The organism is Advenella sp. (genome assembly GCF_052108595.1).
In the GTDB taxonomy this organism is placed as follows: Bacteria; Pseudomonadota; Gammaproteobacteria; order Burkholderiales; family Burkholderiaceae_B; genus Advenella.
The window spans coordinates 58,880-85,013 of record NZ_JBQEAU010000001.1; the positions used below are offsets into that span (position 1 = coordinate 58,880).

26 protein-coding genes are annotated in these 26,134 nt (G+C 57.0%); 11 read left to right on the plus strand and 15 right to left on the minus strand.

The features are described from left to right. Positions 1-58: 58 nt before the first annotated feature. The 3 genes from nhaA to ACTIKR_RS00265 form a co-directional block, all read right to left on the minus strand. On the minus strand, positions 59-1,216 hold the full coding sequence (gene nhaA / locus ACTIKR_RS00255; protein WP_193089882.1) for a Na+/H+ antiporter NhaA: 1,158 nt from the start codon (positions 1,214-1,216) through the stop codon (positions 59-61). 220 nt (positions 1,217-1,436) lie between these two features. After that, positions 1,437-2,183, minus strand: coding sequence for an RES family NAD+ phosphorylase (locus ACTIKR_RS00260; protein WP_193089883.1), 747 nt, complete (start codon positions 2,181-2,183; stop codon positions 1,437-1,439). Beyond that, positions 2,183-2,554: an MbcA/ParS/Xre antitoxin family protein gene (locus ACTIKR_RS00265; protein ID WP_193089884.1), complete on the minus strand. Its 372-nt coding sequence runs from the start codon at positions 2,552-2,554 to the stop codon at positions 2,183-2,185. The genes ACTIKR_RS00260 and ACTIKR_RS00265 overlap by 1 nt, the downstream gene beginning before the upstream one ends. A gap of 445 nt (positions 2,555-2,999) precedes the next feature. Between ACTIKR_RS00265 and ACTIKR_RS00270 the strand changes: the two genes are divergently transcribed. From ACTIKR_RS00270 to ACTIKR_RS00280, 3 genes are read left to right on the plus strand one after another with little or no spacing between them, the layout of a single operon-like run. After that, positions 3,000-3,647, plus strand: coding sequence for a LemA family protein (locus ACTIKR_RS00270; protein ID WP_193089885.1), 648 nt, complete (start codon positions 3,000-3,002; stop codon positions 3,645-3,647). 41 nt (positions 3,648-3,688) lie between these two features. Further along, positions 3,689-4,615: a TPM domain-containing protein gene (locus tag ACTIKR_RS00275; protein WP_226817213.1), complete on the plus strand. Its 927-nt coding sequence runs from the start codon at positions 3,689-3,691 to the stop codon at positions 4,613-4,615. Beyond that, a complete protein-coding gene (locus ACTIKR_RS00280) occupies positions 4,605-5,102 on the plus strand; it encodes a TPM domain-containing protein (protein WP_193089886.1) in 498 nt (165 codons plus the stop codon). Before ACTIKR_RS00275 ends, ACTIKR_RS00280 begins: the two co-directional genes overlap by 11 nt. Before the next feature lie 235 nt (positions 5,103-5,337). Here the strand turns inward: ACTIKR_RS00280 and ACTIKR_RS00285 are convergent, their stop codons facing one another. The 6 genes from ACTIKR_RS00285 to ACTIKR_RS00310 form a co-directional block, all read right to left on the minus strand. Beyond that, on the minus strand, positions 5,338-6,732 hold the full coding sequence (locus ACTIKR_RS00285) for a DUF3482 domain-containing protein (RefSeq protein WP_193089887.1): 1,395 nt from the start codon (positions 6,730-6,732) through the stop codon (positions 5,338-5,340). After that, positions 6,729-8,114, minus strand: a complete 1,386-nt coding sequence (locus ACTIKR_RS00290; RefSeq protein WP_193089888.1) for a DUF2868 domain-containing protein — start codon at positions 8,112-8,114, stop codon at positions 6,729-6,731. The genes ACTIKR_RS00285 and ACTIKR_RS00290 overlap by 4 nt, the downstream gene beginning before the upstream one ends. Positions 8,115-8,137: 23 nt before the next feature. After that, on the minus strand, positions 8,138-8,494 hold the full coding sequence (locus ACTIKR_RS00295; RefSeq protein ID WP_193089889.1) for a YkvA family protein: 357 nt from the start codon (positions 8,492-8,494) through the stop codon (positions 8,138-8,140). A gap of 85 nt (positions 8,495-8,579) precedes the next feature. After that, positions 8,580-8,828 carry a GlsB/YeaQ/YmgE family stress response membrane protein gene (locus tag ACTIKR_RS00300; protein WP_193089890.1) on the minus strand — a complete coding sequence of 83 codons (249 nt, stop codon included), beginning with the start codon at positions 8,826-8,828 and terminating at the stop codon, positions 8,580-8,582. Positions 8,829-9,035: 207 nt separating this feature from the next. After that, positions 9,036-9,974 (minus strand): EamA family transporter, encoded by a 939-nt coding sequence (locus ACTIKR_RS00305; protein WP_442326938.1) that lies wholly within the window; start codon positions 9,972-9,974, stop codon positions 9,036-9,038. 84 nt (positions 9,975-10,058) lie between these two features. Beyond that, a complete protein-coding gene (locus tag ACTIKR_RS00310; protein ID WP_442326939.1) occupies positions 10,059-11,369 on the minus strand; it encodes a sulfite oxidase in 1,311 nt (436 codons plus the stop codon). Positions 11,370-11,624: 255 nt separating this feature from the next. On the opposite strand from ACTIKR_RS00310, the gene ACTIKR_RS00315 reads away from it, so the two are divergent. From ACTIKR_RS00315 to ACTIKR_RS00325, 3 genes are all read left to right on the plus strand, one after another. Beyond that, the gene (locus ACTIKR_RS00315) at positions 11,625-12,596 is read left to right on the plus strand and encodes an ABC transporter substrate-binding protein (protein ID WP_193089893.1); all 972 of its coding nucleotides are present in this window, start codon (positions 11,625-11,627) and stop codon (positions 12,594-12,596) included. A gap of 265 nt (positions 12,597-12,861) precedes the next feature. Then, positions 12,862-14,571, plus strand: coding sequence for an ABC transporter permease (locus ACTIKR_RS00320; RefSeq protein ID WP_442326940.1), 1,710 nt, complete (start codon positions 12,862-12,864; stop codon positions 14,569-14,571). Further along, complete coding sequence (locus ACTIKR_RS00325) at positions 14,559-15,584, plus strand: ABC transporter ATP-binding protein (RefSeq protein WP_193089895.1); 1,026 nt, start codon at positions 14,559-14,561, stop codon at positions 15,582-15,584. The genes ACTIKR_RS00320 and ACTIKR_RS00325 overlap by 13 nt, the downstream gene beginning before the upstream one ends. 463 nt (positions 15,585-16,047) lie before the next feature. On the opposite strand, the gene ACTIKR_RS00330 is transcribed toward ACTIKR_RS00325, so the two are convergent. The 4 genes from ACTIKR_RS00330 to ACTIKR_RS00345 all read right to left on the minus strand — a co-directional run bounded on the left by ACTIKR_RS00330 (position 16,048) and on the right by ACTIKR_RS00345 (position 20,684). Next, positions 16,048-17,496 (minus strand): dihydrolipoyl dehydrogenase, encoded by a 1,449-nt coding sequence (locus ACTIKR_RS00330; RefSeq protein WP_193089896.1) that lies wholly within the window; start codon positions 17,494-17,496, stop codon positions 16,048-16,050. Between the two features lie 261 nt (positions 17,497-17,757). Next, the gene (locus ACTIKR_RS00335) at positions 17,758-18,492 is read right to left on the minus strand and encodes a glutathione peroxidase (RefSeq protein ID WP_193089897.1); all 735 of its coding nucleotides are present in this window, start codon (positions 18,490-18,492) and stop codon (positions 17,758-17,760) included. Between the two features lie 607 nt (positions 18,493-19,099). Continuing rightward, a complete protein-coding gene (locus tag ACTIKR_RS00340) occupies positions 19,100-20,011 on the minus strand; it encodes a lysine exporter LysO family protein (protein WP_193089898.1) in 912 nt (303 codons plus the stop codon). Between the two features lie 70 nt (positions 20,012-20,081). Further along, a complete protein-coding gene (locus ACTIKR_RS00345) occupies positions 20,082-20,684 on the minus strand; it encodes a GNAT family N-acetyltransferase (RefSeq protein ID WP_193089899.1) in 603 nt (200 codons plus the stop codon). Between the two features lie 251 nt (positions 20,685-20,935). Between ACTIKR_RS00345 and ACTIKR_RS00350 the strand changes: the two genes are divergently transcribed. From ACTIKR_RS00350 to ACTIKR_RS00370, 5 genes are all read left to right on the plus strand, one after another. Then, positions 20,936-21,742 (plus strand): transporter substrate-binding domain-containing protein, encoded by an 807-nt coding sequence (locus ACTIKR_RS00350; protein WP_193089900.1) that lies wholly within the window; start codon positions 20,936-20,938, stop codon positions 21,740-21,742. Position 21,743: 1 nt separating this feature from the next. Further along, positions 21,744-22,433, plus strand: a complete 690-nt coding sequence (locus ACTIKR_RS00355) for an ABC transporter permease (RefSeq protein ID WP_193089901.1) — start codon at positions 21,744-21,746, stop codon at positions 22,431-22,433. Next, entirely contained in the window at positions 22,430-23,164 is a 735-nt protein-coding gene (gene hisM / locus ACTIKR_RS00360; protein ID WP_193089902.1) for a histidine ABC transporter permease HisM, read from the plus strand. The genes ACTIKR_RS00355 and hisM overlap by 4 nt, the downstream gene beginning before the upstream one ends. Before the next feature lie 7 nt (positions 23,165-23,171). Then, positions 23,172-23,939, plus strand: coding sequence for an ABC transporter ATP-binding protein (locus ACTIKR_RS00365; protein WP_193089903.1), 768 nt, complete (start codon positions 23,172-23,174; stop codon positions 23,937-23,939). A gap of 85 nt (positions 23,940-24,024) precedes the next feature. Next, the gene (locus tag ACTIKR_RS00370) at positions 24,025-24,852 is read left to right on the plus strand and encodes a sulfite exporter TauE/SafE family protein (RefSeq protein WP_193089904.1); all 828 of its coding nucleotides are present in this window, start codon (positions 24,025-24,027) and stop codon (positions 24,850-24,852) included. A gap of 129 nt (positions 24,853-24,981) precedes the next feature. On the opposite strand, the gene ACTIKR_RS00375 is transcribed toward ACTIKR_RS00370, so the two are convergent. Continuing rightward, positions 24,982-25,767, minus strand: coding sequence for a DUF3025 domain-containing protein (locus tag ACTIKR_RS00375; RefSeq protein ID WP_226817215.1), 786 nt, complete (start codon positions 25,765-25,767; stop codon positions 24,982-24,984). A 38-nt stretch (positions 25,768-25,805) separates the two neighbouring features. Then, a partial coding sequence (locus ACTIKR_RS00380) for a CreA family protein (protein WP_442326941.1) occupies positions 25,806-26,134 on the minus strand: 329 nt, incomplete at its 5' end.

Consider the following 26,134-nt stretch of genomic DNA (forward strand, 5'->3'; position numbering starts at 1 on the left):
TACCATTGGCGGCGCTAAGGCTCTGCGGCAGGTGCGGGAGATAGGGCGTTGTGACCTGCTATGGCTTTTCTTTCGCGCTGAAAAACAGAATCAAATACCCGAGGACGGCCGCAAGTACTGAACCGGCAAATACGCCGATCTTGGCCAGATCCTGCACCGCCGGGTCAGTAAACGCCAGGGCGCCGATGAACAGGCTCATGGTAAAGCCGATGCCGCACAGCATGGCCACGCCGTAGATCTGCGGCCAGTTGGCCCCTTCCGGTTTTTTTGCCAAACCGAATTTGACCGTTAGCCAGACCAGTCCGAAAATACCCAGTTGCTTGCCAAGAAACAGGCCCGCGGCGATGCCCAGCACGACCGGGTGTCCCAACTGGCTCCAGGAAAGTCCCCCAAACGAGACCCCGGCGTTGGCAAAGCCGAAAATCGGCACGATCAAAAATGCAACCCACGGCGACAGGCCATGTTCCCATTTAAGCAGCGGGCTGGAGTTCATATCCTGATTTTTGCCTGACATGGGCAGCGTCAGCGCCAGCGCGACACCGGCCAGCGTAGCGTGAATGCCGGACTTGAGCACGAACCACCACATGAACACGCCCAGGATGGCGTAAGGCAGGGTGCGTACGACGTTGTTGCGGTTCAGCAGTATCAGCGTGATAAGGGTGCCTGCAGCGAGTGCAAGGTACAGGCTTTGTATTTGCGCCGTGTAAAACAGGGCGATCACGACAATGGCGATCAGGTCATCAATAATTGCCAGCGCCGTCAGAAAGATCTTCAGCGAGGTGGGTACACGGGAACCAAGCAGCGCCAGCACGCCAAGTGCAAAGGCGATATCGGTTGCTGCCGGTACAGCCCACCCGCGGATTTGTTGCGGATCATGATAGTTGAAGGCAAGGTATATCAGGGCCGGAGCAACCACACCCGCAATAGCGGCAATGCAGGGAAGCAACCGCTTCTGGTTGCTGGACAGCTCTCCGGTCAGCAATTCCCGTTTGACTTCCAGGCCCACATAAAGAAAAAACACGGCCATCAGCCCGTCATTGATCCAGTGCAGAACCGATAGGCCTGCAATGTAGCTCGACAGAGTCGAGAAATAGGCATCGGCCATGACGGAGTTGGCGAGCCAGATTCCCAACACGGCAGTAACCATCAGGATGATGCCGGAGGCGGGTGCGCTATTGAAAAAATAGACAACTTTTTTTGGAATATATCGTTTCATTCTACTGAGCGGTTAATGAAGGGCTGTGGATTTGTTACGGGATTTAAAAGGCTAACATAAATTCAGCTTTGTGTAAGTTAACTGAGCCAAAATGAGTCCGGTTTTTTGGCTTGCGCGTGGACGATGGACTGGACATGGCTCGCCGGTTATGGACTCATCATATATGGGCTTACCGGTTTGAGGCAGGCAATCTGGTAACAAGGAGAGATCAAAGGGGATATCAGGCCGGCAGGGGCAGGACACCATTGACCAGAAAAAAGCTGATGCCATAGGTCATGACTTTGCCCGAGCGCAGTTGCGTGAACGATACCTGATCTGCGCTGACCGCACCAAACCACTGGCTGGTCTCTTGTGGTTTTTTTTGTTTGAATGCCACTGGGGAAAAGAGGGCAACACACAGGCCGTGTTCAGGATCGCGGGCCGAGCAGTATTCGAAGGCTTCAATGTTGGCCTGGCGCATGGCGCTGCCCATCTGCTGGGCAGCCTGGTAATTGACCGGATCAGTCAGCTCGGCCTGATACTGATCAAACGGTTGTTCCTGAAGCTGTATCCCTTTTTCTGTGCCGTAGCGTACCGAAAAAAGCGTATGTTCGCTGCGGATCCTGTCCTTGACCGGCATGCCATCCATTGAGTGCCAGAACACGAAACGATAGAATGCGCTTTCGGCAAGCACGGCACCGATATTCTTGCCCCCGTAGAACAGGCTGCGTTCGTGCACCCGGCCGAAGCGCGAACCCCATTTGAGCGGCGGGTAGCGGAACGGTGTTTTGAGCAGATAATGCAGGGGCTCGCAGTCTGGTTGCGAAACGGGCTTGGCCTGGTCCAGCATCTGTTCCAGCAGAGCCTGTTCGTCCAGCGTGTCTACATAGCCCAGCGTGGCAATCTGCTCCTGGCTTTCCACAAGCCGGTACAGCTTGCCGTCAATAGGCCGAATATGGTCGGGACCGTTGCAGGCTTGCCAGATCATTACACTTTGCCGCGGATGGCATCGACGAACTGCAACACCGTGGTCATTCCCTGGATGGTTTCAATCTGGGCTGCAGGGATGCCGCCGGTGATTTTGTTTGGCGTGCGCATGAAGTGGCGGATCCATTCCTGGTCGCCGCCCGTGAGGGCGAAAAGGGCGCGGGCAAGACGCAACAGCAGCAAGGCCAGTTCGCCCTGTTTGCTGTCAGGGTCCAGCGATGCGGTGGTTTTGAGGCGGCTGATTGCGGTGCGGTGCATGCCCAGCACCGCGGCCAACTCTGCCTGCTTCAGGCCGAGTTGTTCGGCAGCGCGCAGCACCGCTTTGGCCAGAACGGCTTCGGGCGCGGGTTTGGGTTGTTGCAATGCGGTCATGGCTAAGCCTCCGATGGGATGAGACGTTAGTTCAAGTATAGCTCATTTGTGCGTATTTCACAAAATATATATAAAAAGTGCCATTTGAACACAATATCCGAGGTTGATCGGAAGACACGCTTTCTGCTGCCGACAGCGATTGCTGCGGCAGTTTGCCAACTGCCACCTCACGCGCTACCGCCTGCCGGGTATCAACCACCAGCCATCAGTGACCCATTAACGGTTGCCTGTCATCGCTGCCCGCTGAGGGGGGCAGAAGCGATAATTGTCGCGCATCGCCACAAGGCCGCCTTTGTAGGCAGCACGTCACGCCAAACCCTCAATTTAATGAAATTAACACTCTGCAACGCGTCTGCAGGGCTCCAATTGCATCGGCCTGCAAAAAAAACGGCTATCATTAGGGCATTGTTTTTTCCGATTCACTACCTTATGGGTTGCTACCAACATGAAACGATTTTTCGGAATGATCTGCGCATTGATGATGGCCGTGTTTTTGTCCGGTTGCGGCTATAACCAGATCCAGACGCTGGATGAGCAGGTCAAGGCGGCCTGGTCCGAGACGCTTAACCAGTATCAACGTCGTGCAGATCTGGTTCCCAAGATCGTCGCCAGTGTAAATGCCTATATGGTCAACGAGCGCGAAGTGCTCACACAGGTCACCGAGGCGCGCTCCAAGGTGGGCACCGTACAGATTTCTGCCGATACGATTCCCTCGCCGGAACAGTTGCAACAGTTTCAGGCTGCCCAGAACCAGTTGGGTTCCGCGCTGTCACGGCTGATTGCCGTATCGGAAAACTATCCGCAACTGAAGGCCGACGCCCTGTTTCGTGACCTGAATGCGCAGCTGGAAGGGACAGAAAACCGGATCGCTACCGCACGTGGCCGCTACATTAAGGACGTCCAGGCATATAACACGCTGATTCGCCAGTTCCCGACATTAATCACCGCCAAAATAATGGGCTATCAGGTCAAGCCCAATTTCGGCACCGATAATCAGGACGAGATCATGCGCAATCCGGAGGTCAAGTTTGACACGGGCGCCCGCGCCCCTGCGGGTAATGCAGCACCGGCCCAACCTGCGCCCGCCCAGTAATGCTACTGTCTGTCGTTTTTCAATCCTGCCGATCGATTGTCATGTGTCGTTTTCAATCGCTGTTTCGCTTCCTGATTCTGCTGGTTGCAGTGGCCGCTTTCGCGCCGGCCATGGCGCAGCAGGAAGTACCGGTCCCGCAACTGACTGCCAGAGTGACCGATACCTCTGGTACGCTTGACCAGGGGCAGAAGGCGGCGCTTGAAGCCAAGCTGCAGGCGCTGGAAGAAAAGAAAGGCGCGCAGGTGTTTGTACTGATGGTCCCGACCGTGCAGCCCGATACCGTCGAGAGTTATTCGCGCCGTGTATTCGATCAATGGAAAGTGGGCCGCGCCAATGTGGATGACGGTATCCTGTTTCTGATCGCCAAAAATGACAGGCGCATGCGACTGGAAGTTGGCTACGGGCTGGAAGGGGCGGTGCCGGATGCCCTGGCCTCGCGCATTATCAATGATTATGTCGCACCGCATTTCAAGACCAATGATTACGCCGGCGGCGTCAATGCCGGCGTCACGGCCCTGGCGTCCCTGATCGAGAACGAAGCGCTACCTGCGCCCGAAAGAAAGCCGGTGGGCGATAGCGATGGGTTTGATGAAGGTTTGTTTGGTGCGTTAGGCCCCATGCTGATGTTCGGCTTTTTTCTGATCGCATTTTTTCCGCCCGTGATCAGCGCGGTAGCGGCCGGCGTCATGTTGTTTGTGATCACCGGCAATATTATATGGGCAGGGCTGGCCGCCATTGCAGCATTGGTCATCAGCGGTATTGCCCGAAAAATTGTCCCCCGTGGCGCAGTGCGAGGAGCACGGCGTAACGGCACTATTCTTGGCGGTGGTCTGGGGGGCCTGGGTGGCGGTTTTGGTGCCGGACGCGGTGGACGCGGCGGTGGTGGCTTCGGAGGCGGCGGCTTCGGCGGTGGTTTCGGTGGCGGTGGCGGCAGCAGCGGTGGCGGAGGAGCTTCAGGTGGCTGGTAATAAATGGGAATGGCTGGGACTGGACGGGCTCGATGGTTGGTGGCTGTCGCGACGTGTGTTTACGCAAGCTATGATGGAGCGGCTGACTGGCGAAATACGCAAGAGTGAAGCGCGCCATTCCGGGGAGCTGGTGCTGGCAATTGAACACGACACACCGGGGCACAGCCGGGAGACCGCCATCCGGGCGCTGGAAATATTCGGACGCCTGAAGGTATGGGATACGCCTATGCGCACCGGCCTGCTGCTATATATTTCACTGAATAAACACAAATTCGAGATTGTCGCCGATCGCGGTATTGGCGTGGATCCGCAGCAGTGGGATGAAATCTGCGCGATACTGCAGACGCGTTTTGCCGCCAGGCAATACGAACAGGGACTGCTGCAAGCGATCGGCGCTATCGAAGCGATATTGCAGACCTCATGTGCCGAGCAGCCGTCAGGCGACGATGGACGCAATCATCTGCCGGATGCGCCCGTCCTGTTGTAAGCAGACTAAGGTAGCGCGCGCCGTTTTCTAGGGCTGGCGCGCGCAAAACGGTCTGGCGGTTTAGGGTTAAACAGGCCAAAAAGCAAACAGACCCAACTGGCTAAAAATCCAAAAAACTAAAGCCTCGAAAACTAAAGATTAAAAATTAAAGACTGAGAAATAACGGACGCCTTCCTGGCGTCCTGCATCTGTTGTTGCTGTGCTCGTTTACTGCGATCGCACGATTGCAGGACCGCTATTGGGTGCCGATGCGAGCGAGTGTTCTGCCCAATTGCCCTACCGCGACGTTGCGTCGCGAACCCGGCGAAAAATGATCTCCCAGCCTTGACCATTCTGGATGGCTGCGCGCCTCTTGCAATTGTTCGGGCAGGGCCTGTTCCTTGAGTTCGTCCTGGACGGCTTGCATCGAGATCTGCACCGGCGCCATATCGGCATGGCCGCGTAGCTCTAGCGCACGTATCAACTGGTGTGCGCGAATGGCCAGCAGACGCAGAATGCTGTCTTCGACGGTAATTTCATGAAAGCCCTGCAGGCGTCCGTACAGCCGTTTGCCTAGCTTGTCGGTGCCCTGCCAGACGCTGCCCAGGACGCCGCCAATCAGCGCGGCGGTCCCCAGGCTCAAGCCTGCGGTAAATACATCTACCGCGGCGCCGGCCATGGCGCCGGCGGCGAAGCCTTTGCCAACGTGAATGCCCGTGTCCAGCAGAGCCTGCGGATTGAACAGATCCATATTCCATCGACCCCCTTCAAGCGGCAGGGGCTGGCCGGGATAATCTTCAGGACGGAAACGGTAGTGTGTCAGCAATGCCTTGATGCCGGCCTGCTCGCGTTGCCGCACTTTGTCCTGCATGAGCCGGGTGCTGTTTTTGACACTATCGTCGTCGGTTTGGCTGCTCAGGCGCAGCGCGGCAACGTCGATCAGCATATCGGCAACCAGCGCAAAGGCGGCATTGCGGCGCCGTTCGCGCTGTACGCCGACATCTTCGGACAGCGCCTGCAGTGTTGCCGCGTGCGTGTCGAGCACTAGCGCCAGCTTCTGATAAAGCTGCGCTTCGCCATCGAGCGCGGGCGCGACTGTGTCAAATTCGATAACGACATGCAAGCCCAGGCGTGCCAATGTTTCCTTCCAGTCCTGCTTGCGCGCGTGGGCATCGTTGATGAAATTGAGCACCGGAACCAGGGGCTTGCCGCAGCGAGCCAGAATGGCCAGTTCATCCTTGTGCTTGGCCAGGACCGGATCCCTGACGTCAATGACATAGAGCCCCGCATCACATCCGATGAGTTTGTTGAGCACACGGGCTTCCTGCTCGAACCGCCGTTTGCTCTCCGGCGAGTCAAGAAATCGCGCAATGCTTTCGGGGCCATCATGCCGGCTGCCGGTTTGGGTCTGCAACTGATCCAGATAATCCAGCAGCCCGATACCGTCTTCCAGACCAGGGGTGTCGTACAGTTCGACCGCCGCTACGCCATTGAGCAGCAGGCGCGCGCCTTCCACGTGGCGGGTGGTGCCGGGCGCATCTGAAACCTGCCCGAAGCCAGCATCGTGTGTGAGCGTGCGCAACAGCGAGGTCTTGCCGGTATTGGTATGGCCAACGACAGCCAGACGCAGTGCAGTGTTTGTGGTCGTCATGGCGCAGCGATCCAGTCTGGAAGCGAGGCGGGGTCCAGGTGGAGCGTATCGGGCAAAAAGCCGGCGTCTGCCAGTTGTGTCTGCCAGGTCTGTTGGCGCGATGCCTGGCCGTCGCGCTGCCACAGCAAAATATGGGTGGCGCGAGCCAGGCCGGCCAGTTCCGAAATCAGGCGCAGGGTGCCGCGATCGGGCGTCTGCGCCGCGTCCACGACCAGCAGCAGGCCGTTGACGGGCTGGGCATGGAGCCGATCAAGCAGGGCATGACGCTGTTCACGCGATTCGAGCACGCCGCCATCCTGCACGCCTGCGGCGACGGGAAACACGGGCCAGGTAGTGTCGGGGGGCAACTCAATGCCCACATAAACAGGTTCGGACGAATAAGCGCGCGTGACGGTGTTGCCCGGTGCCGATAGTGTGTCATCGCTGGCCGGGGCATCAATGCCCAGGTTTTCGCTGGTCGGCGCAAGCCGGGAAACCAGTGGGCTGTACGAAGGCAGATCAATATCCAGCCTGAGTGCCAGCAACGCCCGGCGCAATTGCCAAAGACATATTGCCAGACTGACGACGCGCAGCAGCAGGCCGTAGCACAGGACTACGCCCAGCAGCCAGGCCGACCAGATGGCATAGGTGCTTTCCGATAGCGTTGCGCCAGCCGTGCTCTGGCGCACCAGTTCGGCATCCGGTACGGGAAAGCCCAGCATGGCGGGCAGCCCGCCCAACGTGCGCGTCAGCGAGACAAAAACGTCGGGAGACAGAATGGTCGTCTCCCAGCCAAAGGTATAGCGCTGCGCTGCCAGCAGACCCAGCATGGTCAGCAGGGCGGCAAGAAAAAACAATACCCAGAATCCATGACTGACACAGGACAAAGCCCACTTGAGTGCGCTGTTTTGCGCCAGCAGCGAGACAAAAGACTGTGGCGCCAGCGCAGCTTCGGGGCCGCGCGCGATCTTGCGGCTGAGCCACAGCCAGAGCTGTCCCAGCCAGCTGAATGCCCGTGAGGACAAGAACAGGGAAAGAATCCAGAACAGGAATGTCAGGCCGTGTACGCCGAGCAGGGTCACAATGGCCAGCAGTACATTGATATGGCGATTGGCAGAACCCAGAACGCCAGCGGCAGCGCCTGTACCACCCAGCAGGGCCACTACGGCCAGGATAAGCAGGGCCAGTTTCGCACCTTGCGTCCACTGTTCAACAAGCGTGGTGGTGTTTTCGCGATCCGCGAGCAGGCGCGCACGGCGCACGATTTTTTCTTCGGGGCTGTCGTTGCCACTGCGCAACTGGCGAATGAGGGCGGCGTCATCAAGCGGTCCCCAGTGATCTTCGCGCAGGCGAACAGCCTCGGTCAGCCAGAAATCCTTGAATGAAAAATTACGACGAGCCATCGCGTGGATTGTCTTGGGGGGTGTCAGTGCTTGAACCAGCGTTTGGCAGCCTGCTCGGCCTGCTGCCTCACTTCTGGCGTAATGTAGTAGGCGACGGCAGCCAGTGCGGCGGCAAGCACGCTCAGGTCGTCGGTATACCCAACGCCCGGTATGAAGTCCGGCAAGGCATCCAGCGGCAACACGAGGTAGGCCAATGCGCCGTATATGACCCGACGGGCCCAGGCGGGCGTGGCCGGATTGCGAACGGCATAGTACAGTAGCAGGGCTTTCTGAATAGCGGTACGCCCGGCACGTTTGGCGATACGGGCAATTTTTCTGACAAGACCTGCCGGTTTTTCGGCGTCCTGAGTGTTGGCATCAATCGTGTGGTAATGAGTCATGAGCCTCCCGTAATCAATGAAAATAAGGCGGATAAAACGAAAAATGCGTGCCACTTGGGCACGCACTCTTTATAACATGCCGGTGTCAGGAGCGCTTGGCGATCAGACCATATACGAAAAGAACAATAATGGCGCCGACAACAGAAGCGATCCAGCCTGCAGCGTCACCCTGCGCGTACCATCCCATCGCCTGACCCAAGTAGGTTGCAACGATAGACCCGACGATACCCAGAATCGTGGTAAGAATGAGCCCCATGGACTGGTTGCCCGGCATCACGGCGCGAGCGATCAAGCCAATAATAAAACCAATCACGATAGTAATGATAATCGACATATTCTTTTACTCCTGAAATGAGTGGATTTACCGACTGCATGTAACGATCAGATCATATAGGAAGGATTACTTCCGCACAAATGGAAAATGTTTCCATATATTAGTAAAGCGATCGCTGCCGCAGTCTGTCCTTAAAGCATACCGGCTATGCGCGTTCCCTGTGTGACTATTGACTTTTATTTTGAAACGCACCGGCGATTTCGTGGTTTATCTGCCTTTGTCTGTTGCTGTACGTACACGAATATCCTTTTTTTGCGGCGCCTTACCTGCCCGTACGCGAGACAGTTTGCCACCGAAAATATTGATGGCCAACCCCATGACAACCACGGCGCTGCCAAGCCATTGCACCAGCGACAGTTTTTCGTGCAAGACCAGTTCAGCCGACAGCAGACCGACCACGGGAATCATCAATGACATTGGGGTCACCAGGCTGACCGGGTGGTGCGCCAGCAGGCGCCCCCATAAGTAGTAGCCAACGAATGAGGCCGCATAGGCCAGGTACATGACCGAGCCGACGCCGGTCCACGACAGATTGGTCAGACTGTGGGTCATCGCCTGGGGACCTTCGAACCACAAGGAGGCCAGCAGAAAAGGAAAGACAGGAAATACGGCGCCCCAGGTCAGCAGACTGAACATATTGACCGCTGGGCCGGCCTTTTTTATGACGATATTGCCGCAACCCCAGCTGAATGCCGCACACAAGGTAAGAAAGAACGCAAACAGCGGCACCGGCTGGGCACTGTCAGCGCCCATTTCAATAACGGCCAGACCGATGGCGGCCACGGCCATGGCAATAATACTGTGCAGCCGTACTTTTTCATTCAACAGTAGCGCTGCGATCAAGACAGAAAAGAATGCCTGCGACTGCAGCACCAGCGAGGCCAGGCCCGCCGGCATGCCCATTGCAATGGCGCTGAACAGAAAGGCAAATTGTCCGAAGCATAGCGTCAGGCCGAAAAGCAGCAGCAATCGCAGTGGAATGACTGGTCGGGGGATAAACAGAATGGCGGGGAAGGCGACCATGGCAAAACGCAAGGCGCCCAGCAGCAAAGGAGGAAATTCATCGACACCAAACTTGATCACCACGAAGTTGAGCCCCCACAGGAGGACAACAAGAAGGGCAGCAAGCCAGTGACGCAAAGGCATGGAAATTCCGGGTAACGGTAAGAGGAGGGAAGCAGGACCGATTATGCGCCACCACATAGGCGGCTTGCAAGCCGCAGCGGCGTTTTATCCGGCAGGCGCGATAGTTATGGCCACGTGATGCTCGCGCCAGCCATTGACGAAATACCCCGTATTGTCGGTGGTGAAGTCGGGCTGCTGTTGTCCGGCGGCATTGGTGGCGCGGCAGGCCAGTTCGATGGGGCCGGGTGGCAGGCTAAGCGAAATCTCGAACAGGCGCCAGGCGAATGGGCCCAAATCGCTCCCGGTAAACTGGGCGGGGTGCCAGGTGGCGCCGCCGTCGGCGGTCACCTCGATTCGGGTCACGGCTGAAGCGCCTCCCATGGCCACTCCACGGATTGGCACGGTGCCTGCTTTGACCGGTTCGTCCGAGCCCAGGGGCTCGGTGATCCAGGATTTGACTGGAAGTCTCCAGGCAGGGATGGTAAGGCGTGGTTCGCCCGGTCGCAGCGGCACCCGGAAATCGGCTGTCTGGATGTGGGCGCTGGATTCTTCGGTGGTGAAGGCGATGCGCCTGACATACTTGATGTAATTGATGCCGGCATAGCCCGGCAATACGAGACGCAGCGGGCCGCCATGCGCCAGGGGAATGGGCGCGCCATTGAGGGTCCAGGCCAGCAGGGCGTGTTCGAGTGCGGATAACGGGACCGAACGTTCAACCCGGGTGAAGTCCGAGGCAATGCCATCGGGCAGGCTATCGGCCCCTCTGGCGGTGAGAAAACGGCTGCCGGGGACAACGCCCCCTAGCTCATGTATGACTGTTGTCAATGGCACGCCCGTCCAGATCACACAGGCGGCGCCGCCCGTCTGCCATTGCGTGCCAATGGCCGGCCTGCTTTGCAGGGCGCGGCCGTTTTCGGCACACTGCAGCACCGTGGCCACCGTTCGGGTGGGCATTGCCTGCAACTCGGCCAATGTGTAGGCGTCAGGCTGGGCGACCCCGTCGAAGGCGACGGGCCATTGCCCAGCCTCGGCCAACAGCCGCGCAGGCGGAGGCAGGGCGTTGTCGCGGACAAACAGGCACTGCGTCGGGGTAATTAACTGGCGACCAAGCACCGCGCGGCGCGTTTCAATGGCATGCGGGTTATGAACAAGCAGGCTGTCGGCGTCTTTCCAGGCCAGGCTTGCGGGTAGCGGCGCCGGCTCGGCCGGCGGCGGCAAAGGGGTGCTTGTGTTCGCGGCGGCAGGGGATGGCGGTGCATCGGTCGGTGTTGGTGCTTTTGTTGTTGCGTCGGCCGAGCCGCCGCGGGCGCTGGTGGCAGCGGCATGGAGTTTGCCGCAGGCCGCGCTCAATGCAAACGCGAGCACCTGTATCAGCCGTGTGCGTCTTTGCGGGTTGACCGTGGCGTGGCGTGGCATGGTGTGACCTGTCAGTGAACGATGTGTGGGCGAGTCCGAAGCGGGCTGCCGCAGGAAAAACAGGCTCCATGTTATGGATTAATCGGTTCGCTGTAAACCGGAAAAAAATGTCCCGTTGCTGCCGGCTGTGTCGGGCGTTGCATCCGTTCTTTTCACGCAGTGCCGGTTTACCAAGGTATTATTCGGAATGTCACAATCATGAAATATAAAGTTTTTACTATCGTTCAATTCTACCGCTTATAAAATGAGGTCTTCATGAAGGTCGCAGTAAACTCAATTGCAGCCGCGCTGTTGGCGTTTTCCGGTGTCGCTGCCGCCGATACGCTGGTCCTGTATACAAGCCAGCCGGCAACCGATGCGCAGATGACTGTTGACGCATTCCAGAAAGCGCACCCGGATACCACGGTAGAATGGGTCCGCGACGGAACGACAAAACTGATGACCAAATTGCGTGCGGAAATGAACGCGGGTGTTGCAAAGCCCGATGTGTTGCTGATTGCCGACAGCGTGACCCTGGAACAATTGAAAAAAGAAGACCAGCTGCTGGCTTATAAATCGCCGGAAAGCGCGCAATATGACCCTGCGCTGTATGACAACAGTGGCTATTACCATGGCACCAAATTGATTACGTCCGGCATTGCCTATAACACCAAGGCCGCGCAAAAACCCCAATCATGGAACGACCTGGTCAAGCCTGACTATAAAAACCAGGTGTCCATGCCCAGCCCCCTGTATTCGGGCGCAGCCATGATTCATCTGTCGGCCCTGACCAGCAATCCTGATTTTGGGTGGAAGTACTATGAGGATCTGAAGGCCAATGGTGTGGCTTCACAAAAAGGCAATGGCGGGGTGCTGACCGATATTACGTCTGGCGGCAAGCCCTATGGTATTTTGGTCGACTACATGGCAATCCGTGAAAAGGCGAAGGGCGCGCCGATTGACTTTGTCTTTCCTGTCGAAGGGGTGAGCCTGGTGACCGAGCCTGTTGCCATCATGAAGTCGGCAAAAAATCCCGACGCTGCAAAAAAATTCGTTGATTTCCTGCTGTCGCAGCAAGGCCAGGAACTGGTGCTGCAGCAGGGCTATATTCCAGGCCGCAATGGCATGAAAAACCCCCCGGGCTTTCCACCACGCGACCAAATCAAACTGCTGCCATTTGATGCCGCTGCAGCACTACAGAATGCGGGTGCGAACAAGGAAAAACTCAGCAATACCTATGGCGGTTGAGCGCATTGTGCGATAGTGCCCGCAAACATGCTGTCCGCGCATGCCCGGGTAGCGCAGGGCAACGTTGCAATGTGACGCTTGCCAACTATGCTTCCAATCGCAGGGCTGCAGGTACAATGGCGCAGGCGCTTGCCGGCGCGTGGACCCCGCGGCCCCATCAGGGTCGACATAAACCCGCCCCGGCGATGTATCCCGATATGTTTGAACACAACACGATTCGAAATCAGGCGGTCGGGCAAGCCAGACCACAAACCTGAATTTCATTATGGCGACATCTCTTTCCTTTTGGCGGCCGTTTGGCAGAAACCCGGCATCGATTTTGACGCCAGTGCTGCTGTGTCTGGTGCTGGCGCTGGCCTTGCTGCCACCGGCGCGGCTGCTGATCATGGCAATGACCGATCTGCCCGGGGACGACGGCGGGGCCATGTGGTCCATGCTGCGCAGCGCATCAACCTGGCGGGCGACCGGCAACAGCCTGCTGACTGCCGGCCTGGCCACTTTGCTCTCTGTGCTGCTGGGTACCACACTGGCGTTGCTGGTGGTGCTCACCGACATCCGCGCCAAAGGTTTCTGGGTGTTTATGATCATGCTGCCCATGATGATCCCGCCACAGGTAACCGCCCTGAGCTGGTTGCAGTTAAGTGGACCGGGTAGTGCGCTGCTGCAAATGCTTCATCTGGCTCCGCCGCTGGGCAGTCCGCAACATCTGCGTTCCTGGTGGGGTATTTCCATGCTCATGGGAATCCAGCATGCGCCCCTGGTCTATTTGGCGGTTCGTGGGAGCCTGATTGCCCTGCCCAAGGAATTGATCGAAGCGGCCCGTCTGGCCGGCGCCTCGCAACGTGATGTGGTCCGCGATATGATCCTGCCACTGTGCCGCAACGGTCTGCTTGCCGACACAGCCATCGCCTTTGTCTCCGCCCTGGGTAACTTCGGGATTCCGGCAATGCTGGGCATCCCGGTGTCCTATTACGTATTGCCCACGTTGATCTACCAGAAAATGGCCGATTTCGGACCCGATATGCTGGCCGACGTGTCCAGCCTGTCGGTGATCATTGGCGTGATTGCGCTGGTGGGCGTGGTCGCGCAGCAGCATTTTTCCTCACGTATGCCGCTGACCGGCATGCCAGGCAGCCCGCTCGCGTTTTCTCTCGGGGCACGGCGCAGGCTGGCAGAGCTGGCGCTGTTTTTGCTGGTGCTGGCCATCGTCGTGGTGCCGCTGATCGCCTTGATTTCCAGTTCACTGGTTGCGGCCATGGGGATTCCGCTGTCGCTGGATACCGTCAGTCTGCAGGCCTACTGGCAGATACTTTTCCATCAGAGCGTGACCTTTCGGGCCTTCAGCAATAGCATCCTGCTGGCCGGCTCTGCCTCGCTGATCCTGGCCTGCATCTGCCTGCCCCTTGCCTATCTGTTTGTGCGCTTTCCTTCGCGCAGCAACGCTCTTTTACAGGGGCTTATCGATATTCCCTATGCCATTCCTGGTGTGGTGCTGGCAGTGGCGTGTATTCTGCTTTTTGCCCGCCCGCTGCCGCTGATTCAGGTGACGCTGTATGGCACGTTGGGGCTGATTCTGTTTGCCTATCTGTCCCGCTTCATGACGGTGTGTCTCAAACCGATACAGAGCAGCATGCAGCAACTGGATCCTGCGCTTGAAGAAGCGGCGCAACTTTGCGGGGCCGGGCCGATGCGCCGACTGCGTGATATCGTTTTCCCGCTACTGGCTCCCGCGGCATTCGCTGGCATGCTGCTGGTCTTTTTGATTGCAGTCAATGAGCTTACGGTATCGGCCCTGTTGTGGAGTGCCGGCAACGAAACCCTGGGTGTACTGGTGTTCAATCTGGATGATGGCGGTGAAACGGTGCTGTCCTCAGCTGTGTCGGTGCTGATTGTGCTCATGGTGCTGATTCTGATGCTCTGCCTGAACGCCCTGGGCAGACGTGTTCCACAAGGAGTGATTCCATGGCGCAACTGACCCTGGAAAATATTAGCAAACGCTATGGCGAGCATGCGGTCGTCGACGACATCAGTCTTGCCATCGAGAAAGGACAGTTTGTAGCGCTGCTTGGCCCCAGTGGCTGCGGCAAAACCACGACCCTGAGAATGATTGCCGGTTTTGAGCAGCTTGATCAGGGGCGTATTGTGCTCAATGACAGGCTGCTGGCTTCACCGGATCAGCATATCGCGCCGGAGCAGCGCAATATGAGTATGGTGTTTCAGTCGTATGCGCTGTGGCCTCACAAGACCGTGCTGGACAATGCAGGATATGCATTGTCGCTGCGTGGACTCCGGGGCCAGCCTTATCGTGACCAGGTATTTGCCGCGCTTGAAACCGTCAATCTGGGCCATTTGGCCGATCGCTTTCCCCAGGCCTTGAGTGGCGGCCAGCGCCAGCGTGTCGCTTTGGCGCGCTGTCTGATCTCCCATCCCGACGTAGTCCTGCTGGACGAGCCGCTGGCCAATCTGGATGTGCATTTGCGTGCCTCAATGGAAACCACCTTTCGCGACTTCCATGCGCGCACCGGGGCAACATTCATTTATGTGACGCATGATCAGGCCGAAGCCATGGCGATGGCCGATCGGATTGCCGTTATGAACCACGGCCGTCTTGAGCAGTGGGACACGCCGGAAAATCTGTATCGCCGTCCCGCCTCGCGCTGGATCGCCACCTTTATCGGCCAGGGAGCGGTGCTGGATGTGCCCAGCCATGTGCATGGTAAAAACCTGAGAAGCGACGACATTCTCAGCCTGTTGTCCAATAGTGGGGCAATGCATCGCGGCGCCATGCTGGTGCGACCCGAACATGTCATGGTTGTCGATGATGGCATCGACGTAACCGTACGGCATCGGGTCTATAAGGGCGAGCGCTACCAATATATCGCCAATCTGGCCGATGGCCAGTCCGTGACTTTTTACCACGCCCGCCTGCTTGAGCATGGGCAGACCGTGCGGGTGCAGATCGAGCATGCCTGGGGGCTGGATCTTTGATGCCGGTGTGAGTATTGGTCACACGTTCAATAAATAAGCAGAATATGAAAAGGGAATACGCGTTTCCGTCAGCGCGACGGTCAGGGGGCAATTGGCATGTTGTTCTCTTAGTCTATTGCTGCGTTGTGCGATTAGTCCATTAATTCATTGGTCCATTATCGCTATAAGGCCGGCCTAATTGCTACTCCAGCCCTCTGCGATAATCCGCGATGGCGCAGTAGTGCTGAGGTTCTATCCTTGCTGCGCCGTGGTTGCCGACCACAGGGCCCAGCGTAGGGGGCCGAAGAGGGCTTGTGCCTACGCAAAAAAAAACAGGGGCGCGTATTGTTGCGCTGCCCCTGTTTGCCGGTGCCGGATAAGCAGTACCGATAGCATGCCGGCATGCGTTTATGGGTCCTAAGGATTCTTACCAGTCCTTCAATAAGTCCTTATGGTGCAATGGTCATTGCCCACGACACGCTCATTATTGTCCGGGGCATTCGGCACATTCGCCAGCCAGATCCTCTGCCAGACGCAATTGCTTGCTCAGATCACGCAATGCGGTGCGAACACCCTCTTCAATGACAGGATGATAAAACGGCATATCCAGCATCTGTGCGACAGTCATCTTTTGCTGATGAGCCCAGGCCAGCAGGTGCGCCAGGTGTTCTGCTGCCGGTCCGACCATTTCAGCGCCCAGCAAGCGCCCACTGCCATGCTCTGCATAAATGCGCAGATGTCCCTTGTTGACACCCATGACACGACTGCGGCCCTGATTGCTGAAAGAGACTTCCCCGACCGCGTAACAGCCACAATTATCAAACTGGCTGGTGACGTCCTTGAAACGCACGCCGATACTGGCAATTTGCGGATCACTGAATACCACGCTGATCGGAGAACGGCGCAGGCCTTCTGTAACGGTTGGGAACGTGCCGGCGTTCTTGCCTGCGATAAGCCCCTGGTCGGACGCTTCGTGCAGCAGTGGCAGCTGGTTGGACGCATCTCCTGCGATGAAAATATGCGCCACGCTGGTTTGCATGGTGTAAGGGTCGGCCTTTGGCACACCGCGCGCATCCAGGTCAATGTTCAGGTTATCCAGGCCCAGGTCTTCTACATTGGGCTTGCGACCGGTGGCAGCAAGCAGGAAATCGACCGTGACCGAGCCGCTTGTGCCGTTTTCAGCATAGTCAATTTTTACGCCCTTGCCGCTGGGCAACAGGCTGACCTGCGTGTCTGCATCCAGATGCAGATCCATTTCCTTGCCGAAAATGTCCAGCGCGTTTTCCAACACAACCGGATCGGTAATCCCACCCAGCGCATTGTCCTTGCCAAACACAGATACCTTTACACCCAGTCGATGCAGGGCCTGGCCGATTTCCAGGCCGATCACGCCGGCGCCAAATACAGCCACGCTGGCAGGCAGGGTTTCCCAGTCAAAGACATTATCGTTGACAATCAGGCGCTCACCCAGCGACTGCCAGGCAGGTATGATAAAAGGACGCGATCCGGTAGCAATCACGATACGCTGCGCAGTAATTTCGGTATGGTCATCGACCACGACCACATGTTCATTTTTGAAGCGTGCACGGCCAAGAATCCGGTGGGTGGCGGGAAACGCTTCCACGTCTTCCAGCACAAAACCGACGAACCGGTCGCGTTCGGCACGCACTCTTTCCATCACCTGGCGGCCATCGATGCGCAGGGCGCCATCGGGATGCACGCCGAACTGATCGGCCGTGCGCACATGATGGGCAGCGTCGGCGGCGGCAACAAGCAATTTTGAAGGCATGCAGCCCACGCGTGCGCAGGTGGTGCCAAACTTGTGGTCTTCTACCAGGTATACATTGTCTGTGGATTTGCGGGCGGCGCGAAATGCGCTCATGCCGGCCGTGCCACCGCCCAGGATAAGGACATCGGCGTTGATTGATTTCATATTCGATCCCTGATATTGGTGTTTTTGACGCAACCAGCTCTGATTCTACCGGTTTGCGGGCGAAAAAAAAGCAGCGGCATCACCCAGGTGTGCTCGCTGCCGATCTATCGGCTTTGTGATTGCGTTATCGAGGTTGCAATAACATGCCGTTGGACAGCGCAGTTGCTGTCTGCCGGAATGGTTCCGGCAGACCCGGGCAGATCGCCGCTTCAGGTTACTGACCTGGCTGCGAGACCTGCTGTTGCCACTGCAACATCCGCATTACTTGCCGGCGAAATGTGCTGCCAGTTCGTCGCTGCCGCCGATATATTGACCGCCAATGAAAACCTGTGGTGTGCTGGTTTTGCCGGTGATCGCGCGAATGGCTACGGTGCTGGCGTCCTTGCCCAGAACCACTTCTTCAAAGGGCAGGTCTTTTTCTTTCAGCAGTGCTTTGGCTTTGGCGCAATAGCCGCAACCAGGCTTGGTGAACATGACAATGGACGGTTTGTCCTGGTAGTCTTTATCGATATAGCGAATCATCGTATCGGCATCAGACACTTCAAACGGATCGCCTTCTTTTTCAGGCTCGATGAACATTTTTTCAACGACACCGTCTTTGACCAGCATGGAATAGCGCCATGAACGTTTGCCAAAGCCCAGGTCGGCTTTGTCTACCAGCATGCCCATGCCTTCTGTGAATTCGCAGTTGCCATCAGGGATTACCGTGATATTGTCGGCTTCCTGCTGTGCTTTCCATTCGTTCATAACGAAAGTGTCGTTTACAGATACGCAGACGATTTCGTCAACACCGCGTTCTTTGAACGCTTTGGCCAGTTCGTTATAGCGTGGCAGGTGCGTGGACGAGCACGTTGGGGTGAATGCGCCAGGCAGTGAAAAGACAACAACGGTTTTGCCCTTGAAAATGTCGTCGGTAGACACTTTTTTCCAGTCGTCTCCAGAACGCACGGGAAATGTAACGGATGGAACGCGTTGGCCTTCTTTATTCTGCAACATATTGGATTCCTTATTGAGTGAAACAAACAGTAGATGAAAGCAAGCTGGTGGCTGCCAAGCCTTATTGATAACACAGCGATGTTTCATCAGATGTATCCATTGTACGCAATGGATCGTAATTAGTAAAATTTATTATTTTTATATAGTTGATAGTTAAAACTAAACACTATTGCAGGATGCAAGGGCTACAGTTTTGCGCTTTGGCGATGACTAGATGCCGGATGCCTGATACCTGCGATATGTGGTGCCATAGCGAAGCCACGCAAGCGTAATAGCCGCTGCACGAAGTTGAAAAGGGCGCGTCTTGCCCCAGGTGACAGGTACGTGTCTGCACGTGCCGTCATGGCGCTTGTTAAGCGCTGGCGTGTCCGGCTTATCGGGAACTTGCTTATAAGGGGTACTTGCTTGTCAGTATTTTCAGGTGTTTTTATCAGACCTGATATATCTGGCTGACTGCGGACACGTCCGGGCCGAGAAAAGCCAAATGGCACAAAAACAAAAAACGATAAAATAGCCAAAGCTACAAAATAGCTTTTAATTAACAATAACCTTCAATTAGCGTAAATTAAGCGAATTTAATCATTAATTAACAACAATTATAGCATATTCAGTCAAACAATGAAAGCACGTAGCTAAGCAGGAAGGGTGCGACAAGGCTGAGCACGACGCCGGAAAAGATGGCCGTTACCAAGAAAGGATTGCCGGCAGTTTTGCGAACAATAGGCAGCGTGGTGTCCATGGCGGTTGCGCCGGCAGCGCCGATGCCTGCCATGGGATAGCGGGCTCCGGCAAAGAACAGCACGACAATGGCAAGCAACTCACGGAACAGGTCTGTGAGCAAGGCTGTCGCACCGTAAAATTCGCCAAGTCTGGCGGTAACGAGCACGCCCGAGAGCGAGAACCAGCCAAATCCGCTGCCAAGCAGCAGGCCGTGCCGGATGTCTGTGTTGGTGGCCCAGGCGATGAGGGCGCCCGCCAGCAGGGAGACAATAATGACCACCAACGGCAACGTGAACATCGCCGGACGGATGGCATTGCGCTGCAAGGGCGTATGCGCCAGATCGGCGCCAATCAGAAACAGCAGAGCGTACAGAAAAAACTCAGAGCCCGGTACGGGGACAGAAATGGCCCAACGGGTCGCGAGCGTCGCCAGTCCAAGGCCGACCAGCAAGAATGCCAGCGCAATACCGCATTCTCGAATGACGTGCATGATGCCCAGGTCATGCTGCCCCGTCTGTGCACGGGTGCCGGGGCGAAACAGCACCAGCAGCGCCAGAGAACACAACAGCGTAATGCCCACCGAATAAAGTACCGCGGTTTGCAGAATAAGCAGTACTTGATGCATGACTGACAATTGCTGTCCGAAGCGATAGCCGATGGCAAACAGCATGATCCAGACGAATGGGGTGATGGCGCGGGACAGCACCGACACGGCACGGGCAGATAGCAGATAGCCAACAATGTAGCCGGCCAGCAGCCAGGCAGCGATGGGCAACAGGGAGAGCAGCAAAGAAGTCATGGAAACTGCAAAAAAAGAGGCATTGGATGCGGCGCGCAGGCGCCGCTAGCGGGACTTCGGGATCAGGGGTTTACTTGGGCAGTTTTTCCTTGAGCTGGTGTTTGATGGCCGGCCATTCCTCTTGCGTCACGCTGTACATATGGGTGTCGCGAACCGTACCATCACGACGCAGGGCGTGGCCGCGCAGCACGCCATCTTTTTTGGCGCCCAGGCGCTCAATGGCATTCTGGGAGCGCTGGTTCAGATTGTCGGTACGCCAGCCGACTACATTGGCCTTGAGCGATTCGAACGCATAAAACAGCATGAGATATTTGCAGACAGTATTCACATGCGTGCGCTGCCAGGATTGACCGTACCAGGTGTAGCCGATTTCAAGCCGGGCGATCTCGGGCACAATGTCGTGGTAGCGGGTGGTGCCGATAATTTTGCGAGATTTGGCATCCAGCACCACGAACGGCAGCATATGACCTTCCTGCTGTCCCTTGAGCGCCGCTTCGATATACGCCGCCTCCTGGCCCGGGTCTGGAACCGATGTGAACGTCAGATTCCATAGTTGCCCGTCGGCCGCCGCGTTGCGCAGGCCCTCTGCATGGGCAAGACGCATGGGTTGCAGCACGAGGCCGTGCCCTTCAAGCTGAATAGGCGCAAGAGGCTTGGGAAAGGGTGTGATCATAAGAAAATCCAACGTAGGCCAAGGGTCAAAAGATAGCATTATAAAGAATAACAGGCGATCGTAAATGGCCTTTGAGCTACCGCCCGGGGCAATTCGATCCGGACAAAATTCGCGCTAGAGGTGATCCCTAGTGGTCAGACGGTTCACAAATCAGTACTATTTCGACTTCAGCAAGCGCGGGTGCAGGCCGTGGCGATTGATCACCGCCCCCGCACGGCTTTCGTGGTAAGACAAATTTTTGAAGTGAGAAGATGATGAATGTGAAAAATTGGCTGCTTGCCGTTACGGTGGGGCTGTCTGCCGGTTTTGGCGCCACCGCGCTGGCCAGCGATTGGAAAGAACTGAAGGTGGGCATTGAGCCCGGCTATGCGCCGTTCGAATACAGAAATGCAAAAGGGGAGATCGAGGGGTTTGATGCTGATGTCATGACCGAGATTTGCAAGAAAATGCAGGCCAAATGCACCTGGGTGGAACAGTCTTTCGACAGCCTGATTCCAGCTCTGGCCGCACGCAAAATCACGCTGATCCACTCAAGCATGCAAATTACGCCGCAACGGGAAAAAATCCTCTCCTTCAGTCAACCCATTTATGGGATCCCCACCCACTTGATGGCCCGCAAGGATAGCGGGCTGTTGCCGACCGTCGATTCCCTGAAGGGCAAACGGGTTGGCGCGCTGCAGGGCAGCACCCAGGAAACCTATGCCAAACAGAAATGGGGTAGCAACGGCGTGCAGATAATCTCCTATCAGGACCAGAACCAAACCTTCGCCGATCTGGCTGCCGGCCGGATCGACGCCGCCATTATTGAAAAACCCAACGGTCAAAGCGGTTTTCTGAGCAAACCCGCCGGCAGCGATTTTGCGTTCGTGGGCCCGGCCATTACCGATGACAAGGCATTGACGGGTGAAATCGCCATCGGCATGCGCAAGTCGGACAGTAAGCTCAAGCAGGCCATCGATACGGCGCTGGGTCAATTGCAGCAGGATGGCACCATTGCCAAACTTGCCGGGAAGTACTTCAAGCCGGGTGAAATCAACCTGAAAAACGTGAAGCCATAGCATGTTTTTGCATGGATATGGCGCCCAGATCCTGCACGGCACCTGGGAAACCATCAAACTGGCTTTGTTGTCGCTGCTGGTCGCTTTTGTGCTGGGCCTGATCGGCGCCAGCGCGAAGTTGTTCGGCAACCGGCTGTTGCGCGGCATGGCCCAGGTCTACACGACGTTGATTCGGGGCGTGCCCGATCTGGTGCTGATGCTGCTAATATTTTTCAGTATCCAGATGGGGCTCAATGAAATTACCGATATGCTGGGCATGCAGGTGATTGAAATCGAACCTTTCTATGCCGGCGTGCTTACCATCGGTTTTATCTACGGCGCCTATTTTGCCGAGACCTTTCGCGGCGCGTTCCTTGCCGTGCCACGCGGCCAGCTGGAAGCGGCGCGCGCCTATGGCATGCGCAGCAGCCAGGTGTTTCGGCGTGTGCTGTTTCCGCAAATGATGCGCTTTGCGCTGCCGGGCATAGGCAACAACTGGCAGGTCGTGCTCAAGGCCACGGCCCTGGTTTCCATTATCGGGCTTACTGACCTGGTTCAGGTGACTCAGGGTGCCGGTCGGGCCACCTCGTCCATGTTCCTGTTCATTTGTGTGGCCGGGTTCATCTATCTTGTGCTCACCAGCGTGTCCAACATTGTCCTGTGGCTGCTGGAACGCAAGTATTCCGTGGGCGTGCGAGAGGCGCAGCTATGATCGAGTCGCTCAATAATTTTCTTACCATCCTGAACGATTATTGGAAGCCGCTGCTGTTCTGGGATGGCACTGCGTTTTCCGGGCTGGCGGTCACCCTATGGGTGCTGGTGCTCTCCCTGGTCCTGGGGCTGGTGCTGGCCATTCCCATGTCGGTGGGGCGGGTCTCGAAAAATCGCTGGATCGCCTGGCCGATCTGGTTCTTCAGTTACGTGTTTCGTGGCACGCCCTTGTATGTGCAGATTTTGCTGATTTACAGCGGCGTCATCGGCCTGCAGGTGGTGCGCGATACGCCTTTGCTGCACGCTTTTTTCATGAGCGGCTACAATTGCCTGGTGCTGGCCCTCATGCTCAATACGCTGGCCTACACCACCGAGATTTTTGCCGGTTACATCAAAAACAGTGCGCATGGCGAACTGGATGCCGCGCGTGCTTTCGGGATGTCCCGGTATAAAATGTATACGCGAGTTATTTTACCTTCGGCGCTGCGTCGGGCGTTGCCGGCCTATAGCAACGAAGTCATTCTTATGCTGCATGCCACGTCGCTGGCCTTTACCGCCACTGTGCCGGATATTCTGAAGGTGGCACGCGACGCCAACGCCGCCACCTATCTGACGTTTGCCGCTTATGGTACGGCAGCCGTTTTGTATATGTGTGTCTCGTTTGTTCTCGTGGCACTGTTTCGCCGGCTGGAAAAGAGAACGCTGGGCTTTCTGGGTCACAGCCAACACTAGGATCGTTATGTATAAACTCGATGTTCAGAACATCTATAAGTCTTATGGACAAAACGAAGTATTGAAAGGCGTGTCGCTGCAGGCCAAAGCAGGTGACGTGATCGCCATGATCGGTTCCAGTGGCTCCGGTAAAAGTACATTCCTGCGCTGTATCAATTTTCTTGAACAGCCCAATAGCGGATCGGTCTCGCTCAATGGCCAGGCGCTGACGGTGAGCAAAGACGCCAGGGGACGCTTGCGCGTCTCCGATGAAAAGCGCTTGCAGGTATTTCGCACCAAGCTGGCCATGGTGTTCCAGCACTTCAACCTGTGGGCGCACATGACGGCGCTGGAAAACATAATTGAAGCGCCTATGCATGTGCTGGGCGTGCCGAAGGCCGAAGCCATCGAGCGCGCACGACAATACCTGAACAAGGTGGGCCTGCCGCCGGCGGTGGAAAATCAATATCCCTCCCAGATGTCCGGCGGTCAGCAGCAGCGCGTGGCCATTGCCCGGGCGCTGGCCATGGAACCTGAGGTGATGCTGTTTGACGAGCCCACGTCGGCGCTTGATCCTGAGCTGGTCGGAGAGGTGCTGCGCGTGATGCAGAAACTGGCCGAAGAAGGGCGGACCATGATTGTGGTGACCCATGAAATGGGCTTTGCCCGCAACCTGGCCAGTCATGTCATGTTTTTGCACCAGGGTACGGTAGAAGAAGAAGGTACGCCCGATGAGGTCTTCGGCAATACACGTAGTCCACGCCTGCAGCAGTTCCTGTCCGGAAACCTGAAATAATGCGGGGCTACCGCGCCGCTATCGGGCGTGTTTTTGCTGCTGCCGCTTTCCCTGTGCCGATGCGCATTCACGCAGGAGACTGCCGATGAGCGTGCTGACCATTATTGCCTTGTTGTGTCTGGGGGCCTTTGGCGGCTTCATGGCCGGTTTGCTGGGTGTGGGCGGCGGCATGGTGCTGGTGCCCTTTCTGACCCTGTTGTTTGGCGCCTCCCTGATGTCGCCCGACCTTGCGGTTCACTCGGCCATCGCGACCAGCATGGGCATGATCCTCTTTACATCGATCTCCAGCATGCGAGCCCACCATCTACAGGGCGCTGTCCTGTGGCCGGTGGTCTTTACGCTGGCTCCGGGCATCGTGCTCGGTGGCCTGCTCTCGGGAGGCGCGGTATTTGCCTATTTGCATGGCGCTGCGTTGTCGCTGTTTTTTGCGCTGTTTGTTGGCTATTCGGGCGTGAACATGTTGCGCAATAAAAAGCCCAAACCGTCCCGGCAACTGCCCGGCATGGTGGGACGCACGGCAGCCGGTACCGGCATCGGATTTATTTCTGGTCTGGTCGGCGCCGGTGGCGGGTTTTTGTCGGTCCCTTTCATGGTCTGGTGCAATGTGCCCCTGCGCAACGCGGTTGCAACCTCTGCCGCACTTGGGTTTCCCATTGCATTCTCCAATAGCGTGGGCTATATAGCGTCCGGTATCCGCGAAGTAGGCGTGCGCGACGGCATGCTGGGCTATGTTTACTGGCCGGCCCTCATATTGCTGGTTATCATGAGTGTGTTATTGGCGCCGGTAGGTGCACGCATGGCACACACCTTGCCGGTAGATAAACTGCGCAGGGTCTTTGCCTGCCTGTTGTTTGCGCTGGCCGCCTATATGCTGTTCAAGGCGCTGCAGCAATACGGTGTGTTTAGCGGGTAACGCAGTTGCGCAGGCGCTGGCCGCTGCGCCCTAGGGGCACGGGCCTTATGAGCCTTTATGGAGCCTTACGGGCGTGGCGGGTCCTACAGGCTTTACGACCTTTATGGGCCCCAAGGCCCTGGTGAAGCGTTATGGGCGCGGCGGGCGAAATACCTGCGGGTCGTCGTAGAAAGCCGGATTCTCGCTGGCGGCATCCCAGCCCGGGATGCCCATGACAGGCAAGGGGCAGTGTGGCTTGGCCTGCAGTTGTTCCTCGGTCAGGAGGTTTTCCAACGTCTGCGCCATTACCCCGTCGATATCACAGGTGGGCGTATCCGACGGGATGCGTATCACATTTGCCGTGATTGCCTTGTATGGATTTACGCATTTTTCCAGCAGGGCATGGCCGACAATGGCAACATGCGTCTGCTGCCACAAAGCGCGTTCCTTGACAAACGCGCGACGCCAATCCCGTTGCTCGATTGCGTCCCACAAGGCGGATGGCGCTTGCAGAAACAGGCCGCCCTCGTCCAGCAGGGTGATCGTATCGCGAACCACGCCGCGTCGCTGACCCACACCCTGGCGCAAAATCTGCTGGCACTGGATTCTGTTGAACAGGGTTTTTACCTTGGGAAACCGGAACCAGCACAGGCCGTTGAAAAAATCATGCAAATTGTCCCGCGTCGGACACTCGCCGTTCTGTCCGATGAACTGCTCATAGGCCATGTCCGCAGGCAGTGCAGACTGGCTGGTAAATCGGATGGGGCACGACGCCGGCGCCAGTGCATTGAGCAATGGCGCCACTGGTATGGGTGCGTTCATGGCCGCTGCTGCCAGGGAGGCCGCGTCCCAATGTGTATGGCCTGGCAGCCAGGCGCGCAAAGGCGACCACCATGGGCGCCTCGTGTCCAGCCTGGACAGCACATCAACAATCATGCAATGCGACCTTGCATCCGCTTGTTGTCATGGCGAACTCACTTGAATGTGATGACCGGCTCGATATCGCGCCAGGGCATCAGCGGCACAACGGAAATGCTGTTGTAGGGCGAGCCGTCAATCAGTTTTTCGCTGACAACCAGATAGATCAGGGATTTGTTTTCGATGTCAACCAGGCGCGAGACATTGAGTCCCTTGAACAGAAAACTCATGCGCTGGGTAAACACATCTTCCTGTACCTTGCGCACAGGCTGCGCAGCCTTGAGCGGGCCTGTCTGGCGGCACGACAACGAGAAACGTGACGGGTTTTCTGCAAAACCCAGCGCGCCTGACACACCGCCGGTTTTGGCGTAGGACAGATGGCATG

Excerpts from the sequence above, each read along its gene's own strand:
- nhaA (WP_193089882.1), bottom strand. The coding sequence starts at position 1,216 with ATGAAACGATATATTCCAAAAAAAGTTGTCTATTTTTTCAATAGCGCA.
- ACTIKR_RS00260 (WP_193089883.1), bottom strand. The coding sequence starts at position 2,183 with ATGATCTGGCAAGCCTGCAACGGTCCCGACCATATTCGGCCTATTGAC.
- ACTIKR_RS00265 (WP_193089884.1), bottom strand. The coding sequence starts at position 2,554 with ATGACCGCATTGCAACAACCCAAACCCGCGCCCGAAGCCGTTCTGGCC.
- ACTIKR_RS00270 (WP_193089885.1), top strand. The coding sequence starts at position 3,000 with ATGAAACGATTTTTCGGAATGATCTGCGCATTGATGATGGCCGTGTTT.
- ACTIKR_RS00275 (WP_226817213.1), top strand. The coding sequence starts at position 3,689 with ATGTGTCGTTTTCAATCGCTGTTTCGCTTCCTGATTCTGCTGGTTGCA.
- ACTIKR_RS00285 (WP_193089887.1), bottom strand. The coding sequence starts at position 6,732 with ATGACGACCACAAACACTGCACTGCGTCTGGCTGTCGTTGGCCATACC.
- ACTIKR_RS00290 (WP_193089888.1), bottom strand. The coding sequence starts at position 8,114 with ATGGCTCGTCGTAATTTTTCATTCAAGGATTTCTGGCTGACCGAGGCT.
- ACTIKR_RS00295 (WP_193089889.1), bottom strand. The coding sequence starts at position 8,494 with ATGACTCATTACCACACGATTGATGCCAACACTCAGGACGCCGAAAAA.
- ACTIKR_RS00300 (WP_193089890.1), bottom strand. The coding sequence starts at position 8,828 with ATGTCGATTATCATTACTATCGTGATTGGTTTTATTATTGGCTTGATC.
- ACTIKR_RS00305 (WP_442326938.1), bottom strand. The coding sequence starts at position 9,974 with ATGCCTTTGCGTCACTGGCTTGCTGCCCTTCTTGTTGTCCTCCTGTGG.
- ACTIKR_RS00310 (WP_442326939.1), bottom strand. The coding sequence starts at position 11,369 with ATGCCACGCCACGCCACGGTCAACCCGCAAAGACGCACACGGCTGATA.
- ACTIKR_RS00315 (WP_193089893.1), top strand. The coding sequence starts at position 11,625 with ATGAAGGTCGCAGTAAACTCAATTGCAGCCGCGCTGTTGGCGTTTTCC.
- ACTIKR_RS00320 (WP_442326940.1), top strand. The coding sequence starts at position 12,862 with ATGGCGACATCTCTTTCCTTTTGGCGGCCGTTTGGCAGAAACCCGGCA.
- ACTIKR_RS00325 (WP_193089895.1), top strand. The coding sequence starts at position 14,559 with ATGGCGCAACTGACCCTGGAAAATATTAGCAAACGCTATGGCGAGCAT.
- ACTIKR_RS00330 (WP_193089896.1), bottom strand. The coding sequence starts at position 17,496 with ATGAAATCAATCAACGCCGATGTCCTTATCCTGGGCGGTGGCACGGCC.
- ACTIKR_RS00335 (WP_193089897.1), bottom strand. The coding sequence starts at position 18,492 with ATGTTGCAGAATAAAGAAGGCCAACGCGTTCCATCCGTTACATTTCCC.
- ACTIKR_RS00340 (WP_193089898.1), bottom strand. The coding sequence starts at position 20,011 with ATGACTTCTTTGCTGCTCTCCCTGTTGCCCATCGCTGCCTGGCTGCTG.
- ACTIKR_RS00345 (WP_193089899.1), bottom strand. The coding sequence starts at position 20,684 with ATGATCACACCCTTTCCCAAGCCTCTTGCGCCTATTCAGCTTGAAGGG.
- ACTIKR_RS00350 (WP_193089900.1), top strand. The coding sequence starts at position 20,936 with ATGATGAATGTGAAAAATTGGCTGCTTGCCGTTACGGTGGGGCTGTCT.
- ACTIKR_RS00355 (WP_193089901.1), top strand. The coding sequence starts at position 21,744 with ATGTTTTTGCATGGATATGGCGCCCAGATCCTGCACGGCACCTGGGAA.
- hisM (WP_193089902.1), top strand. The coding sequence starts at position 22,430 with ATGATCGAGTCGCTCAATAATTTTCTTACCATCCTGAACGATTATTGG.
- ACTIKR_RS00365 (WP_193089903.1), top strand. The coding sequence starts at position 23,172 with ATGTATAAACTCGATGTTCAGAACATCTATAAGTCTTATGGACAAAAC.
- ACTIKR_RS00370 (WP_193089904.1), top strand. The coding sequence starts at position 24,025 with ATGAGCGTGCTGACCATTATTGCCTTGTTGTGTCTGGGGGCCTTTGGC.
- ACTIKR_RS00375 (WP_226817215.1), bottom strand. The coding sequence starts at position 25,767 with ATGATTGTTGATGTGCTGTCCAGGCTGGACACGAGGCGCCCATGGTGG.